The 15,927-nt window shown below is 62.2% G+C and carries 15 protein-coding genes; 7 read left to right on the forward strand and 8 right to left on the reverse strand.

Annotated features, from left to right (window positions below; genetic code table 11):
• Positions 1–170: 170 nt before the first annotated feature.
• Entirely contained in the window at positions 171–1,562 is a 1,392-nt protein-coding gene (locus BLW03_RS06325; protein ID WP_074652843.1) for a glucuronyl esterase domain-containing protein, read from the forward strand.
• 7 nt (positions 1,563–1,569) lie between these two features.
• Here the strand turns inward: BLW03_RS06325 and BLW03_RS06330 are convergent, their stop codons facing one another.
• The 5 genes from BLW03_RS06330 to BLW03_RS06350 form a co-directional block, all read right to left on the reverse strand.
• On the reverse strand, positions 1,570–2,706 hold the full coding sequence (locus tag BLW03_RS06330; RefSeq protein WP_074652844.1) for a hypothetical protein: 1,137 nt from the start codon (positions 2,704–2,706) through the stop codon (positions 1,570–1,572).
• Positions 2,703–5,276 carry a M56 family metallopeptidase gene (locus BLW03_RS06335; protein WP_074652845.1) on the reverse strand — a complete coding sequence of 858 codons (2,574 nt, stop codon included), beginning with the start codon at positions 5,274–5,276 and terminating at the stop codon, positions 2,703–2,705. Before BLW03_RS06335 ends, BLW03_RS06330 begins: the two co-directional genes overlap by 4 nt.
• Complete coding sequence (locus BLW03_RS06340) at positions 5,273–5,698, reverse strand: BlaI/MecI/CopY family transcriptional regulator (RefSeq protein WP_074652846.1); 426 nt, start codon at positions 5,696–5,698, stop codon at positions 5,273–5,275. Before BLW03_RS06340 ends, BLW03_RS06335 begins: the two co-directional genes overlap by 4 nt.
• A gap of 158 nt (positions 5,699–5,856) precedes the next feature.
• Positions 5,857–6,771, reverse strand: a complete 915-nt coding sequence (locus BLW03_RS06345; RefSeq protein ID WP_074652847.1) for a bestrophin family protein — start codon at positions 6,769–6,771, stop codon at positions 5,857–5,859.
• Positions 6,768–7,442 carry a carbonic anhydrase gene (locus BLW03_RS06350; protein WP_074652848.1) on the reverse strand — a complete coding sequence of 225 codons (675 nt, stop codon included), beginning with the start codon at positions 7,440–7,442 and terminating at the stop codon, positions 6,768–6,770. The genes BLW03_RS06345 and BLW03_RS06350 overlap by 4 nt, the downstream gene beginning before the upstream one ends.
• 266 nt (positions 7,443–7,708) lie before the next feature.
• Here BLW03_RS06350 and BLW03_RS06355 point away from each other — a divergent pair, with 266 nt between their 5' ends.
• Together BLW03_RS06355 and BLW03_RS06360 are read left to right on the forward strand one after the other, a co-directional pair.
• On the forward strand, positions 7,709–8,626 hold the full coding sequence (locus BLW03_RS06355; RefSeq protein WP_074652849.1) for a ferritin-like domain-containing protein: 918 nt from the start codon (positions 7,709–7,711) through the stop codon (positions 8,624–8,626).
• Between the two features lie 63 nt (positions 8,627–8,689).
• Positions 8,690–9,223 (forward strand): hypothetical protein, encoded by a 534-nt coding sequence (locus BLW03_RS06360; protein WP_244501983.1) that lies wholly within the window; start codon positions 8,690–8,692, stop codon positions 9,221–9,223.
• Between the two features lie 65 nt (positions 9,224–9,288).
• Here the strand turns inward: BLW03_RS06360 and BLW03_RS06365 are convergent, their stop codons facing one another.
• Positions 9,289–10,305 (reverse strand): M23 family metallopeptidase, encoded by a 1,017-nt coding sequence (locus BLW03_RS06365; protein WP_074655814.1) that lies wholly within the window; start codon positions 10,303–10,305, stop codon positions 9,289–9,291.
• A 202-nt stretch (positions 10,306–10,507) separates the two neighbouring features.
• Here BLW03_RS06365 and thiL point away from each other — a divergent pair, with 202 nt between their 5' ends.
• Positions 10,508–11,485, forward strand: coding sequence for a thiamine-phosphate kinase (gene thiL / locus BLW03_RS06370; RefSeq protein WP_083350365.1), 978 nt, complete (start codon positions 10,508–10,510; stop codon positions 11,483–11,485).
• The gene (locus BLW03_RS06375) at positions 11,482–12,069 is read left to right on the forward strand and encodes a hypothetical protein (protein ID WP_074652852.1); all 588 of its coding nucleotides are present in this window, start codon (positions 11,482–11,484) and stop codon (positions 12,067–12,069) included. The genes thiL and BLW03_RS06375 overlap by 4 nt, the downstream gene beginning before the upstream one ends.
• 513 nt (positions 12,070–12,582) lie before the next feature.
• On the opposite strand, the gene rsmD is transcribed toward BLW03_RS06375, so the two are convergent.
• Positions 12,583–13,170: a 16S rRNA (guanine(966)-N(2))-methyltransferase RsmD gene (gene rsmD / locus BLW03_RS06380; protein ID WP_074652853.1), complete on the reverse strand. Its 588-nt coding sequence runs from the start codon at positions 13,168–13,170 to the stop codon at positions 12,583–12,585.
• Between the two features lie 55 nt (positions 13,171–13,225).
• On the opposite strand from rsmD, the gene BLW03_RS06385 reads away from it, so the two are divergent.
• Positions 13,226–14,347, forward strand: a complete 1,122-nt coding sequence (locus BLW03_RS06385) for a site-2 protease family protein (RefSeq protein ID WP_074652854.1) — start codon at positions 13,226–13,228, stop codon at positions 14,345–14,347.
• Positions 14,340–15,215 carry a 16S rRNA (cytidine(1402)-2'-O)-methyltransferase gene (gene rsmI / locus BLW03_RS06390; RefSeq protein ID WP_074652855.1) on the forward strand — a complete coding sequence of 292 codons (876 nt, stop codon included), beginning with the start codon at positions 14,340–14,342 and terminating at the stop codon, positions 15,213–15,215. Before BLW03_RS06385 ends, rsmI begins: the two co-directional genes overlap by 8 nt.
• Before the next feature lie 187 nt (positions 15,216–15,402).
• Here the strand turns inward: rsmI and BLW03_RS06395 are convergent, their stop codons facing one another.
• Complete coding sequence (locus BLW03_RS06395) at positions 15,403–15,849, reverse strand: hypothetical protein (protein ID WP_074652856.1); 447 nt, start codon at positions 15,847–15,849, stop codon at positions 15,403–15,405.
• Positions 15,850–15,927 lie beyond the last annotated feature (78 nt).

Genomic DNA, 15,927 nt, shown 5'->3' on the forward strand with positions numbered 1-15,927 from the left:
GTGGAATTTTGCGCGAAAGCCCAACGGCACATCCCAGCCCCTGAATCACTCGATGCCCGGCAGCGTCGTCCCATAACGCCGCTTGACCGCTCACACGCACCGCACTACCGTGTCTGCGGGTAGTCTCTCGCATCTGCTGCCGCTGCCAAATCTGTACGCCGGGGTCCATCGTGTCTCACAAGCTCCTCCTCTCCGCCCTCGCGCTCTGCGCCACGTTGTCTTCCGCAGCCCAGAACACGCCCGCACAAAGTACACAGCAGACAGCACCAGCCACACCCGCCGCGACTGCCCCCGCGACGCCGCAGCCCGTCTCCAAGACACCACCAAATGCACCGGAAGACGTCGCCGGCATTCCGGTGAACTACGACGAGAGCAAGGTCGGCACGTATACGCTGCCCGATCCTCTCGTGATGTCGGACGGCTCGCCTGTGACAACGACGAAGCAGTGGGAGACGAATCGCCGTCCTGAGATCGTGCGGCTCTTCGAGACGCAGCAGTTTGGCATCGCACCCGGCAAGCCGGCCGCTCTCAGTTTCGACGTCTTCGACGCAGGCACCCCCGCGCTGAACGGCAAGGCCATTCGCAAGCAGGTGATGATCTGGTTCAACAAGGAAAAGACCGGTCCGCACATCCAGTTACTGGAATACATCCCTGCCGCAAAGTTTGCGGCGCACAAGCCCGCGCCTATGCTCCTGAGCATCAACTTCGGCGTGGTGCAGAATGCTGCGGCCGACCCCGGCATCAAGCCCGAGCAGGTGTGGGATCCGAAGACAAACACGCGCGTCGATGCTGCAAGCGGCCATAATTTTGGGAAGCTGAACACAGACGCTCTGTTGGACGCCGGCATCGGCATCGCCACCTTCTACTACGGTAACGTAGACCCGGACTACGTCGGCGGCTTCTCCAACGGCATTCGCGCAACCAATCTGAAGAGCCAGGCCGAGCGCCCGGGCGACGCATGGGGCACCATCGCCGCATGGTCGTGGGGCATGAGTCGCGTGCAGGACTACTTCGAGACGGACAAAGCCGTCGATGCCAGGCGCGTTGCGGTCCACGGTGTCTCACGCCTGGGTAAGACCGCGCTTTGGGCAGGCGCGCACGACCAGCGCTTCGCTGCCGTCATTGAGAGCTGCAGCGGTGAGGGCGGAGCCGCGCTCAGCCGTCGCAACTATGGTGAGACCATCGCGCACATGACCGCGCCCAGCCGCTACCCGTACCAGTTTGCCGCCAACTGGGCGAAGTACAGCGGCTTCCCCGACACCGCGCCCATGGATGCCAATCTGCTGGTCGCTCTCGTCGCGCCACGCCCGCTGCTGCTGCAGACAGGAGATACCGACTTCTGGTCCGACCCGAAGGGCGAGTTCCTGGCTGCGGTCTCCGCTGGTCCGGTCTGGAAGCTTTACGGCAAGCAGGATCTGGGCACCACAACCATGCCGCAGGCGAAGGAAGCCATCCTGCACGACGTTGCTTACGAGATGCACGACGGCGGTCACGGCATGGTGCCTGGCGACTGGAACGTGTACGTGGAGTTTCTAAAGATGCACCTGCATCCGGAGCGGTAGCGTTCGACTACCGCCACGTCACACGATCGCCGCTCTGCAGGATGATGTGCACCCCGGCTTCCTGCGTTTTCGGAAAGTCCACAGGAGCATAACGGCCGTCGGCCAGACGGCGTGCGACGGATGCGGTGGCGATCGAACCATGTTGAAGGTCAAGGAGCGACGTAAGCGCCGTACCCATCGGCAGGTACTGCTGTTTACCGTTGACCGTACACGCGACCAACAGGCTGACCGCTTCATGGAAGGTAATGCATTTCACATCAACTGCGGGACGGGCTGGACAGCCGTTACCGGTAACGGTCTTCGTCGCGACTTCCAGCGCCTCGATGCGGGTTCCAGCGAGCAACACTGACGGTCGCTGCTTGCTGTCGCCGGCGGCAGCGCTCTGCAGGAACAGCCGTAGCAGCGGCGCTTCCCCACTCAGACGATCCAGGTGAAAGATCTCCTCGGAGGTCTGGGGCTGATGCAGACTGACGGCACGCGTGCGATGAAGTAATACGCCTCCAGTCGTAGCGGCTGTCACCTCATAGTCGGCCTCCATGGATTGCAGCTCCCGCCGTGCGCCCTTGTCGACCAGCACACTGCGCTCCACCTGCAGCATCATGCCCGGCAGCAGGTCCACAACACCGCTCCCGGTGAATCCGTAGCGAAATACCAGAGACTCATCAGCCGGTATCGTGATCGCCTCGGCGATCCGTTGCTGCACGCTCGCAGCCGTCATACCGCCGCCGAAACAGCCCGAGGCATGCATCGCAGCAAGCGAATGCACGAAGTCAAACCACTCCGCACGCAGGTCCAGATCCGGTGGCGGCGTCTGCCATCCTTTTACACTCGGGCTGGTGACCGTCCATGCAGCGCCACCCTTCCAAGGCGGCGGCACGAGCGTGAAGATGCGGCCCTTCACACTGCATCTCTCCGACTGCGGGATGGCCAGTCGCCCCAGAGCAACGAGGGCCTCTTGCGACCCACCATTGCCGGCAACCGCAGTGAAGCCCGGTACCAGAACCGGATAAGCAGCCACCTCCTGCAGATGAACCGCAGGCGCCGCGCCCCCGTGACCGCGACCACAGCCGCCGAGCGCTAAGAAGCCTGACGAGGCGATCACTGCCATCGTCAAGCTCAGACCCTTGTGAAGAGTTTCGCTCACAGGATCGCGGAGTTCACTTTCACCAGAGTGTCCGTCGCTACGGGGACTCCGTTACCTACCGCAGGCCGGAAGGTCCACTGCTTCACTGCATCGATCGCGGCAGTCGACAGAGGCGGATCCGGCGACGTCATCGCCTGCACGGCATCCACCTTGCCCGTGCTCCCTATCTGAACGCGCAACGTCACCAGACCATCCGAGTAAAGGCGCTGACGTGCCTCATTCGGCATGACCGGGTCGACGCGCGTCAGCAGTACGGGAACTTCCCGCAGTGTCGATGGTCGGCCGGGCCAGACGACTTCTGCGGCAAACGAGAAGTTGACCGTGATGGTGGTCTCCACCGACATCGGCTGACCGTTCAACAGGTAAGGCCGGTAGGTCCACTGGCGGACAGCATCCAGAGCTGACTCTGAAAGATCCTTATCCGGCGAACTGATCACGGCGAGCTGCTCCACCTTACCCGTCTCGTCGATGATGGCGTGCAGCACGACCGCGCCAGAGACATGCGCATCCTTCGCACTCTGCGGATACTTCGGCTGGACCTTGTTGAGAACCTGCCCGGCCATGATGCCTGGATCAATCTTCCGAGGCTTGGTCGCATCCTGGCCGGAGGCCATTGCCCCGGCTGGCTCCCCGGACATCGGCGGCATCTCGTTTCGAGCCATCAAGCGCCTTGCCTCTTCCACCTGCCTGCGACCTGACTCGAGTTGTGCCTGGATCTTCGCCTTGAACTCAGGAGATTCGAATTCTGCGCGCATGCGCTCCGCCTCAGCGCGCTGCTTCTCAAGCTGCGCTTTGAACTCCGGCGATTCAAACTGTGCGCGCATGCGCTCTGCTTCCGCACGCTGCTTCTGCATTCGTTCCTTGAACTCAGGCGATTCAAACTGCGAACGCATACGCTCTGCTTCCGCACGCACCTTCTCCATACGAGCTTTAAATTCAGGCGAATCGAACTGCGCACGCATGCGCTCGGCGTCAGCGCGGATCTTCTCGGCGTCCTTCGGGTCGATCTTCAGATCCTTCAGCGCCTCCAGTTGTGTACGCAACTGCGGGTCGAGCTTTACATCTTTCAGTTCCGTCAGATTGAAAACGACCTGACGCGCAGCAGGGCCGCTGGCCGCCGCAAGCTGCTGCTCCGCGGTAGCGATCACCGCCTGCGCCGTTGCCAGCTTCTTACGCTCTACATCGGAAGATGCACTCTTCTGCGCATCGGCCAGTTGACGGCGCGCGTTCTGCAATTGCTGTTGTGCATGTTCCCCGCCAAGCAGGCGCGGTGCGTCCGCAGTCACAGTTGAAGCGAGTGGTGTCGCCTCCTGCGAGCGTGCCAGCGCGGGCTGCACCTGCACCATCGCTGCCGCCATCACAACAATCGCACCGAGACCTACCGCCGCAACGCCACGCAGGGCGCGCTTCGCACCGGTTTCCGGCGGATTCAATTTCATCATCGTCTGCATACGTTCCTCCATGGCTCCTGCCACGCCGAACAGTGGGAGGCCCGCCGTCGCAGGCCTCCTGCCGTGTTGCAGGCGACCGCCGCGAAGGGCCGCCCGGTATCCGCCACGGGGGCGAACTTCGCTGTCAAACAAACCCAATCCGAAGAAGCCGAGGCCGAACAGTCCTAGCCCCGCAGGCACACCGCTCAGACCACCGGATCGTTCCGCTACCTGCAGCAGTGCGTGCGCATAGCCGCTCGCCGAACCCAACCTCTCGGCCGCTTCCGCGTCGCACGCCATCTCACGCGTCTGTCGAACTCGTCGGGCTGTCCACAGCGCCGCAGGATGGAAGCCAACCGGCAACAACAACAACGAACACGCAGCATGCAACACGGGATCACCCCGCCGCAGATGCGCGAGTTCGTGGGCCAGGACTGCCTCGATCTCGGAAGATGACATCTCCGCCGCAGAAGCAACCGGCATCAAGAGCGTGGGCCGTAACACTCCCGCCAGTGCCGGCCCTGGAAGATCTGCCGTCAGAGCAGCAAGCGGCGCCTCACAACCGATCGCGTCGCACTGCCTGTGGAGTGCTTGCGCAATCGATGACGGTAATGGCTGCGTGTTTTCGGCACGAACCAGCGATCGCGTACGTCGCCATCCCATGATGAGACGCGAAGCAAATACCAGCAACACCACTGCGTAGACCATCGTGATGCTTCGCGCAATACGCGGTGAAAGCGTAAAGGCGAACGGCGTGCGCGATAAGATGTGTCGCTCAAAAGCCAGCTTCCACACGGGTTGCCGCTGCATTGGCGGCAAGTCACCGAACTCGACGCTGACACCATCGGTCACCACAATCGCCGTGGCGTCTCGTGAGGCAGCCACCGCAGCACGTTGCGCAAGCACCGTCGATGCGAACGGGACCAGGACGCACATGGCCAGCGTTACAACCCACAACACATGCGCCACGCGAACATGCGGCCGACCAATGCGAACAGCCATTGCCGCAGCGCACGCCAGTAATGGAACCTGCCACAACGCATGCAGCGCGAAGGCTGCAACGTCCTGCTCCATGGCAAATCCCACCCCCGTCCAAAAGGCGTACAGCAGATGCATCCCGCCCATATCCGGGCCGGTCATCCCCGGGCCTCTTTCGCCGCCGCCTCTGCATTCTTTTCTGCAGCCTGCAGCGCCTTGCGTGCGCGCTGAAGATCCTCCGCACCCACCTGCCCGGCGTCCACCATCGCCAGCAGCATCGCCTCAGCAGATCCGCCGAACATGCGCTTCACAAGATCACTGATCGCAGATCCTGCGGCGCGTTCGCGCGTCACCGCTGCTCGATAGCGATAAGCCCGCCCCTCCGCCACGCGCTTCACGCGGCCCTTGCGCAGGAGCACCTGCAGCATCGTCTGCACGGTGTTGTAAGCAAGGTTTCCAGCCAGTTGCGGCACCACCTCTGAGGCCGTGCTGGGCCCGGCCGACCACAAGACCTGCATGATCTCAAGTTCAAGCGGCGTGAGCGCCTGCTTATCGACTGACTTACTTACGGTGGCTGCAGACATAAACGGAGCGACCTCCTAAGACTTTAGGAGTACATTGCGCCTGCGCCCTGCCCGCTGTCAACTAAAACTTTAGGAGATCTTTTCCCCCGGAGAAAGTTCCACTGTGCAAAAGAAAAGGGGGCGTGACCGAAGTCACGCCCCCTTTGCAACAACTCGACCTACCAGAGAACGCCCTGCACCGGCTGCAACGGCTCCGGCAGCGAACGTTCTCCCAGCGCCTGGCGCAGGTTGATTTCAATGGTTCGCGACATCGAACTCAACGGAATGTCGTAGATAGTGTTCTCAAACGGGTCCTCAAGATCGCGGCCGATCTTGTCCAGCGCAAGGAAGATGAAACCGACGAGAGTCGATCCAAGCGGCGTGAACCAGCCCATGCTTTGCACCAGTCCCAGTGGGAGCAGAAGGCAGTAGATCTTCACAAAGAGCTGCGGGTAATAGTCGTACTGCTTTGGCATCGGCGTGTTCTTGATGCGTTCCGAGCCTCCCTGCAGATCCCCAAGATCTTCCAACGACCGGTCGAGCGCGGACCACTGCAGACTGTCGATCCAGTCCTTTTCCAGGGCCTCGCGTACCAGGTTGCTCTGCCAAATGCTGATCGTAAGCGGAATGCTCTTTTGCTGCTTCAGGGTGACCAGGTCTTCCTCTTCGAGCAGACCATGCAACTCGTCCAGCGGAGGCAGGCCACGCAGTTGCTGGCGCAGCGCGTGGACCCAGGCAATCTGCAGGTGCACCATGCGGCACTGCATCGTCCGCACCGCCTCAGCATCTGCAGGCTTCTGCGGCGCAATCGCAGTCAGCACCTGGCGCGTCCAGGCGCGTGAGTTGTTCACGATGCCACCCCAGATCGTCCGGGCCTCCCACCAACGGGCGTAGCTGCTGTTGTTTCGGAAGGCCACGATCAGGCCGATTGCCGATCCAAAGAGAGCGAGTGGAATATGTGGCAATGCCACCCAGTTCCAGTGCAGGACCTTGAACAGAAAAACGATCGCGAGGTCGTAAAGGAAGAGCGTCAAGAGTGGCAGGCCAACGTAGCTGATCAGGTGGCGGATCTGTGGTCCGCGTGGCACGATCATGCTAGCTTCTCCTGATTCACAGGTGCTGTCGCGGTATCGCGTACAGAGACAAACTTGTTTTCCGCCTCATCAAAAATACGAACGTCGCCGCTCGCAATGTCATAAACCCAGCCGGAGATCGAGAGGGCTCCGCGAGCAAGCGCACCAGCGACCGAAGGATGAGTGCGCAGGTGCTGCATCTGCAGCAGGACGTTCTGCTCTGTCATGGTTTTCAGGGAGGTCGGACCATCATCCACGGTGGACGCAACGCGCTTTGCAGCATCTGCATTGCGCAGCCAGCTCTTGACGGTGGGCATGGCATCCAGACTGCCGGCGTCGGCCAGGATGCCCTTCATGGCACCGCAGTCCGTATGTCCGCAGACGACGGCATGACTCACCTGTAGTGCGTCGATCGCGTACTCAATCACGGCGCTGACGCCGCCCATCATCTCGCCATACGCGGGCACCATGTTGCCCACGTTCCGCGCCACGAAGATCTCTCCGGGGCTGCTTGCAGTCAACGCTTCCGGATCGATGCGCGAATCTGCGCAGGTGATCAGCAGCGTGTGGGGTTTCTGCGGATGTGTCGCCGCGTACTCGTATTCAGCCTGCCGCGCGGGATAAGTCTCACGCTGAAATTGCAGGATGCCCTCTCTGAGTTTGTCCAGGGTGTGGTCGTTCTTCTCGGCCATGCGTGCTAATCCTCCGAAGTCTCCAATGACTCTATACGCCCGCGGGTAGCCGCGCGGGGGGCAAAAGATTCGTTCAACGGATCGTCTCACCGGGATCATCTGCTCGCCGCCCGGGACACATCCCCCTGGAACCTTTGACGTTCCCAGCAACATTCGGGGCAGTTTCGTCTTCTAAGTCCCCAACGGCCCTGCCCGGTAAGACGCACGAACGCTGCCTTTGCGCGGTGTCTGTTCCCTGTCCGCAGTCCGTAAGGAGAGAAGCACCCATGGCCGCACTTGACCAGACGACACCGACCGCCACGCCCGACCAGACGCCCGTAGGCGGCTACAACCGCCGCCGCTTCCTGACGGCTGCGGGTGTTGCTGGAGCGGTGGCCGCAACAGCCAGCGTCATCGGCTGCAGCGACGCGACCACTCCCTATGTCGACGCAGCGACGCAACCGGAGATCGACGTTCTGAACTTCGCCCTGAACCTGGAATTTCTGGAGGCGACCTTCTACAGCTACATCGTCACGGGCAAAGACCTGGACAGCAGCCTGACCGGCGGCGGCCCCGCACCCACGGGCGCACCGGCGCAGATCACCTTTCCCAACGCGCAGATCAACGACCTGTTTGCCGAGATTTATTTCGACGAGTATTCGCACGTCGCCGCGCTTCGGACCGCGTTGGGCGAGCTTGCCATAGCGCGGCCGCAGCTTAACCTGGCGGCACTGGCTACCATTAATGCCTCGAACTATCTGCAGGTTGCACGCCTGTTCGAGGATGTGGGTGTTACGGCCTATGCCGGCGCGGCTGCCGGCCTGAGCGGCAACAATCTCACGGCCGCCGCGCAGATCCTGGCCGTGGAAGGCTTCCACGCGGGTGCGCTCCGGCTGCTCGCAATTCAGCAGAACGCGGCCTATCCCAGCACGCTTGCCGGCTATGTTCCGGTGGACGGCTTTGACGTGAAGCCAGCCGATCCCGGCACTGTGGCACTCGCCGAAGCCGGCCCCACGACCGCCAAGGGAGGCTTCTTCGCGACAGCCGCCAACGGAACGCCCGGTCAGACGAATGCCTACCTGGGGTTCGCATTCAAGCGCACTGCCTCGCAGGTCCTGGCAATTCTCTACGGCAACAGCACCACCGGCACCGCCAAGGGAGCATTCTTCCCGAATGGTGTGAACGGAAACATTACAACCGTTTAGATAGAGTAAGAATTCCGTGGATTTCCTTTAAAACCCAGCGATTGGATTGATATCCTTGTGATTGTGCGTATCTCTGCTCTTCCCCTCATCCTCGCCCTTCCGCTTGCCCTGACCGGCTGCAACTCGAAGCCTGTGAATGCCGCGGCAGACGCGCGACACATAGATGAAGAGATGAATGAAGCCCGTCAGGATCTCAGCAAGATTCCGCCGCCTTCCAAGAATCTGTACATGTCCGTGTCCAGCATGAATGAGTGGCAGAACCCGTCACTCACCGTGCAGGAGAGGATGATCTCGATTCATGTGCTGATGCCCGATGCAAACCCGTCCGACCTGGGCAAGGGCACCATGCTGCGGCCGGAAGCCGCACGGAAACAGATCTTGAACATCGATCCCGCCAACCTGGCTGAGGCGCTCAATGCAATTCCGAAAGACGCGTGGCCTTACGGCCGTGTCGTCGCGATCGAAGAGGCGCATGACGCCCCACCGAAGGCTCGCGCGCAGTTGCGCCGCAACATCGAAAAGGCGATCGACGTACTGGGCAACATCGGGGTCGTTGCAGACGAATGGAACGGCGGCCGACCGGTTGGTGTCCGCTAAAAGATTCAGACCAAAGCAAGAGGCCGCTCCCCAGGGGCGGCCTCTTGCTTTGCCTGTTACTGGATCTATCGGCTGGCGAGCTGAACGTCCGTGGAAGTCGAGCGCAGGTATTTGTGCGGATTGACTGCGACGTTCCGTAGACGCACCTCGTAATGCACATGCGCCCCCGTCGTGCGCCCCGTCATACCCACGTAGCCAATAACCTGTCCACGTACTACCTGCTCGCCGGGGGAGACGTGGAAGCCGGACATGTGAGCGTACGCAGTTTTCACTCCGCCGCCGTGGTCGATAACCACTTCCTTACCGTAACCATTCCCGATGCCGGCCATCTCGACCATACCATCGGCGGTCGCATGAATCGGCGTTCCGTAAGCCGCGGAGATATCGACTCCCTTGTGGAATTCCCCTTCACCGGCACTCAGTGGGTCTCCACGGCCGCCAAACGGTGAAGAGACCGAACCCATCACCGGCCAAAGCGTCGGGAGATTTCCACCCACACCCAGGCCCGCCGGGAGTTCCAACCCACCCAGCGACGCGCCGCCGAACGTGTTGCTCGCGAGAGCGCGCGTCGCCGTTCCGTCCATCGCAGTGTTGCGCAGAGCATAGAAATTCTGCAGAGACTTGTAGTAGCTCGCGTTTGAGAAATTTGTGTCCGAAGTGGTCTCGGCGATGACACCCGTCACCGGCTGCGGCCCGGAAGAGCGGTGCAGGCTCTTGCCGAGGAGCGCGACCCCACCCTGCGTTCCGCTGACGATCCCCTTTGCCGTGATGCCATACAGCGCAGAAACCTCGCTGGCCAATGCACCCAGGGATGCCGCCTGGACTTCCTTCTCATGCTCACGTTTCTCAAGCTTGGCGTAGTCGCCTAGAAGCGTGTTGTGCTCGCTCCGTAGCTGGTTGAAACGCTGCGTTTTAAGCAGCATCCGCGAGTAGGATCCGGCCAGGCCGGCGACCGTGAAGAGGCCGATGACCGCGGCGCCCACGAACGCCCACGCGAATTTTAGTGGCACCGGCACACGGCGGAGAGAGCCATCCTCATCACGCGACACCAGGACCACATAAAAACTTTTCTTGTTCTTCAAAACTGGTATTTCTGCTTTCCAGCGGTTAGGCGCGCGGCGAATGCGATTCGTCGATGCCCATTCCGATATGCGAGTTGCCAGCGTGCGACTCATCCAGTGTACCGGGCCACCTATCACTCGTAAACCCTGCAAAAGCCAGCCAAACGCACGTTTCCCGCTTTGGGCGCCGATGCGGCCACGCCAACGCCGTTATGCTCAAAGTGTGGCAAACACAGGCGAACTGGCCCTGATCCAGCACATCCGCCAGCGCGCGGCGCGGCGCGGCGGCACTGTCCGACTGGGCATCGGCGATGACTGCGCCGTATTGCGCCCGCCCGCGGGTCAAGACCTGCTCATAACGACAGATTTTTCGCTGGAAGGCCGGCACTTCCGGCGCGACTGGCACTCGGCCAACTCAGCCGGGCATCGCTGCCTGGCGCGCGGCCTTAGCGACCTGGCAGCCATGGGCGCGAAGCCAATGGCTGCGTTTCTCTCACTTGCGCTGCCAGCGGGCCTGACCAGAAACGCCGCCGGACGCAGATGGGTCGACGACTTCTTTGCAGGCCTCATGAAACTGGCCGACGCCACCGGCACGCCGCTGGCGGGGGGAGACACCGCAACCGCCCCGGGGGATGCGGTGCTGGCCGACATCGTCCTTCTCGGGTCCGCGCCGCGTGGCAGCGAGATGCGGAGAAGCGGCGCCAACGCAGGCGACGCGCTTTATGTCACCGGCTCGCTGGGTGGCTCATCCGCCGAACTTGCAGCACTCTGTGCGACACCGAATCGCTTCCGCCGTGCAATCGCCGACGGCTCGCATCCCCACCTCTTCCCCGCGCCGAGGCTCGTCGCCGGACAGCGATTGCGACACGTTGCCACCGCTGCCATCGACCTCAGCGACGGACTCTCGACGGATCTCCATCACCTCTGCGACGAATCCGGCGTGGGAGCCATCGTGGACGCGGCCCTGCTGCCAATCCATCCGCTTGCTCTGAAGTCTGCATCCCCATTGGGCGCAGCCCTGAACGGCGGCGAAGACTACGAACTCCTGTTTACCGCACCCGCCGCTTCCCGCATGCCGAAGCTGATCGGCGGCGTCGCCATCACACGCATCGGCCAGATGACACGCGACAGCAAAATCCTTCTGATCCATGAGGGAAAGAACAAACCGCTGCCCGCAGGCGGTTGGGAGCACCGCATATGAGCCCTGAAGTAACCCACACCGAAGGCTTTTCAGAAAGCTGGAGGGCGCGCATTCTGCCGGCAGCGCCCATGATCGCGCCCTCACGACAGTTCGTCTTTCCGCAGGCGGTTCCCGGGGAAGAGGACGCGCTGGCGCGTGGCGCCATGTGGATCGAGATCAGGCCCGCGGCCGGCGGCACCTTTCTCGCACAATGTGCCCTGGGATTTGCGGGCAAAGGCGTCGCAAGCGGCGCGTGGAGTACGCCCAACGCGTCGTTGCTGCTCGCCGTCGCGGGCGGCTACGGGTACCTTATCGACACAACCGAGCCCGACCGGACGGAACTGCTGCCTATGCGCCCTGTGGTCTCGGTCCACCCCGCTCCGCAGGCGGATGCGCTGGTTCTCATTGGCTTCCACGCGGCCTACATCCTCACCGGAGGCGAAGCCTGGCAGAGCCCAAAGCTAAGCTGGGAGGGGATCGGCGTGACCGGCATCGAGGGGGAGGTACTCCACGGCACCGGCTGGCACATGCCATCGGACAAGGAACTGCCTTTCACCCTGAACCTCCGCACTCGCGAACTAGTAGGCGGCGGCTGCCAACCGTAGATCCGGGGCAAGTCCGGAGCCGGATGACCTGCCGCTTGCAGAGGGTCTTGCGAAGGGCTTTTTCCTCTCGATCGCGCCCTTCCGATTCTTAAACTTGGCAGAGCAGAGCCGATCCATACGCTCGGAAGGGACAGCAAATCCCTGCGCTAGGAAGGGACAGCCATCCCTGCGCTCGGAAGGACAGCCAAATTCCTGCGTTCACAAGGACAGCTGATCCTACGGCCGGAAGGACAGTCGATCCGTCTGCTCAGAAGGGCACGCTTCAGCTGTGCCATGAACTCCGATTTGAACTGGGCTTTAGCCCCTGAGGTCCGCTTTTCTCCTGCAGGGGCAGGAAAGCGTTTCTCAGCGGCTAAAAGCCGATCCGACTCAGGCACTTCGCGGCACCGCTGAAGCTGTGTCCTTCCGAAGGCCGCGTTCAACCCACCAGGCAGACGAAGGCCGTCGCAACCTCAGGAGTGTCGATCGGCACAGCCGACGCTGTACCTGCCAGGACCAATCGTGGAGGTCCAATTAAACGATGTCCGGCAAGGGCTCCGGCTCAACCTCCGGCACGGAGTAGAACGACAGAGCCGCATCGCCCTGTAGTCGCGTCCGCGTCCTTCGCAGCGCCCCATACTCATCGAGCAGCGGATGCTTCCGTGTGTGCTCTGCGATCACTACGGCATCCGCAGCGAGCAGGTTGTTTGCGGGCGCGCCCAGGGTCGTCAGCGTTCGGCGATACTCCTCCGCGTCGTCGTACGGCGGGTCGAGATAGACGATGTCCAGCGGCTTGCCCGACAACCACTTCAGCAGGCCGGCCGTCCCGCTGCCCTCAATCTGATAACCGCCCGGAACCTTCAGTGTCCGCAGATTCGCGCGGATAGCTGCCAGTGCTGCAGGACTCTTTTCCGCAAAGAAGACCTCCGCTGCACCGCGAGAGATAGCCTCAATGCCGACAGCCCCCGAGCCCGCGTACAAATCAGCGAATCGCGCTCCCGGAACCCGGGTCGCGACGACATTGAAAAGCGTCTCGCGCAATCGGTCGCTGGTGGGCCGTGTGTCCATGCCGCGCGGCGCTACAAGAGGACGGGAACGATAGGTGCCTGCAATGACGCGCATCCCTCCATTCTATCGAGGGAAAAGAACCGCTCTGCCAACCACTACAATCAGACGCATGCGTGGCTGGTCACTTTCCCTTGGCAGATATTTCGGCGTGGAGCTAAGGCTTCACTCGCTGTTCGTGCTTCTGCTGCCGGCCGTGATCATGCTTTCTTCCGTCATCAGCAACGCGCCCTTCCGCGGCGTTGGACTTTGGCTGCTGCTGTTGCTCGCTGTGGTGGTCCGCGAGGTGGGACGCGGCCTGGTGAATGCCACCATGGGCATCCCCGTCACACGACTCGTCCTGCTGCCGACCGGCGCTGTGCCGCCCGCGGATGAGACCGCCAGTCCCCTTTCCCCCTTGGGAGAGCGGTTTCTGGCGATGGCCGGACCGCTGGCAAACTTCGCCGTCGGCATCACCATGGCGCTGCTGATGTACACCGCGACTTCGCGTGTGAATTTGTTCGAGCGGCCCTGGTTTGGACCGCTTCACCTTCTGCGCTCGGCCATCTGGGCGCAGGTGCTGCTGGGTGGCCTCAACCTGCTGCCCGCGTTCCCTCTGGACGCCGGCCTCATGCTCCGAGGCCAACTTCGACGCTTCCGAGGGCAGGCAGTCGGAACACGAGCGGCGGCGGGCATCAGCCAGGGAGTTGCCACTGTTCTGGTTCTCCTCGGAGCTGCCACGCTGAATGCCTGGCCCGTTCTCATGGGAGTCTGCATCCTGCTCTCAAGCCGGTCGGAATCGGTCTCGACCATGGCGACCTCCGCGGCCGAAACCGTCACCGTCGCAGAGGTCATGCTGACCGAGTTCACAACACTCGCCGCCTCCGAGACACTGGAAGAAGCACTCCACCGAAGCGTGCAATCGTTGCAGAATGTCTTTCCCGTGGTCCGCGGATCGGTCATGGTCGGTGTCATCAGCCGGGAAACACTCAGCCAGGCGTTGCGCACGGGTGGCAATGGCTACGTGCAAAGCGCCATGACACGCACGGTCGACACCGTCGAATCCGACGAGCTTCTGCTGCCCGCCCTGCGCCGCGTTCAGCACACGCCCGGTACGCAGCTTCTGCCTGTGATGCGCCATGGTGGCATCGTCGGCATCGTGACACCCGGCAACCTGTCGCAATCCATGGCGTTACTGGGCCGCGCCCGCCGTGCACGCAACGTCAGCACCGCTCGGGCGGACCGCAATGGCTGACGATCAACCTCTCGCACCTGGCCTCTATCTGGTCGCGACACCCATCGGAAATCTCGAGGACATCAGCCTGCGCGCGCTCCGCGTCCTGCGCAGCGCGGACCGCATCGCCTGCGAAGACACCCGGCAGACAGCGAAGCTGCTGAACTACTTCGAGATCAAGACACCGACTGTCAGTTACCACATTCACAACGAGCGCGAGCGTGCCGAGGAGCTGGTCGCTGCTTTGAAGAACGGCGCGCGTGTCGCCGTCGTCAGCGACGCCGGTATGCCCGGAATTGCCGATCCCGGCGAAGAGATCGTTCGCCTCGCCGCCGCAGCCGGCATCCCGGTTTTCCCGGTTCCCGGCGCGAACGCCGTACTCAGCGCCCTTACTGCCAGCGGCATGCCCGCCGAGCGCTTCGCCTTCCACGGCTTCCTGCCCTCCAAGCCAGGCGAACGCCGCACCGCACTGGAAACCCTGCTCGCTGAGATGCGGTCGGTTGCAGCGCCCACCACGCAGATCTTCTACGAGACGCCGCATCGCATTGTCGACGCGCTCGCCGATGTCATCGCAGTCTTCGGTGCTCACCATGCCGTCACGGTCGCGCGAGAGATCACCAAGCTCCACGAAGAGTTTCTCCGAGGTCCTGTCTCGGAAGTCCACGCAACACTCGCCGCACGCGAAAACGTCCGCGGCGAAATGGTGCTGCTGCTCTCCGGCGCACTTGCGGCCGAAGACGCCGCAAAAGTCAGCATCGCTGAAGCAGTCCGCCTGCTCATCAAGTCCGGATTGGAAGAAAAAGACGCGCTGAAACAGGTAGCCCGCGAGCGCAACATCGGCAAGAGCGACGCCTACCGCGAATGGCAACGCGGCAAATCCAAGCGCTGATCAGGACGTCCGGGGTGCCCGCAAGCTGGATGCCCCATGCTTAGCAAGGCGAAGGGTGCGCTAGCGCACGAAGCGCGAAGCTTAGGTCGGTGGATGACTCGCAGGTTCGCGCTGAGGCGCGAATGCCCCACCCTTTCGCAAGGAAACCGCGAAAGAATGGGGCACCCAATTCACAGACTTCAGGCGCTTAGTGGCCGTGGACTTCGCGTCCCGCGACACGGTCGTACAGGTACTCGTCACTCGTCGTGCCAAGGCTCTCGTTGTAGAGCATGGTCGCGCCAGCGGCCTCATCCAACTCTTCCTGGAACTTATGAATGGCGCGCAGATGGTCTGCGGTAGCAACGATCTCGAGCTTTCCGGCCTTTAAAAACTTCTGGTAGCCCTTATCGACCAGGCTGGCGATCTGGCCGTTCAGCAGGAAGCCTGCCTTGGCGGCAATCTCCGCCGGTGCGGGCACGGGAAAGATCTTTTCGCCCAAAGCCGGATTCGCCTTGATCTCTGCCGCACAACCGTACTTCGACACCCGATAGGTGCCTGAACCCGCCGTGCCTGCTGCAACATCAAACTTCTGCGCGCCCAGGGCCGTCAGAACATCGTTGAAGCTCCGCTTCTCGGTCTTCTTCTTAAAAAACATACGGTCGGCCTGGCCCCTGGAGAAAGATGCGCAACCGGGCGGAAAGCCCGGCCGGGTTACGATTTACTTTCGCACACT

Origin of the sequence: Terriglobus roseus (assembly GCF_900105625.1) — a bacterium.
GTDB lineage: Bacteria > Acidobacteriota > Terriglobia > Terriglobales > Acidobacteriaceae > Terriglobus > Terriglobus roseus_B.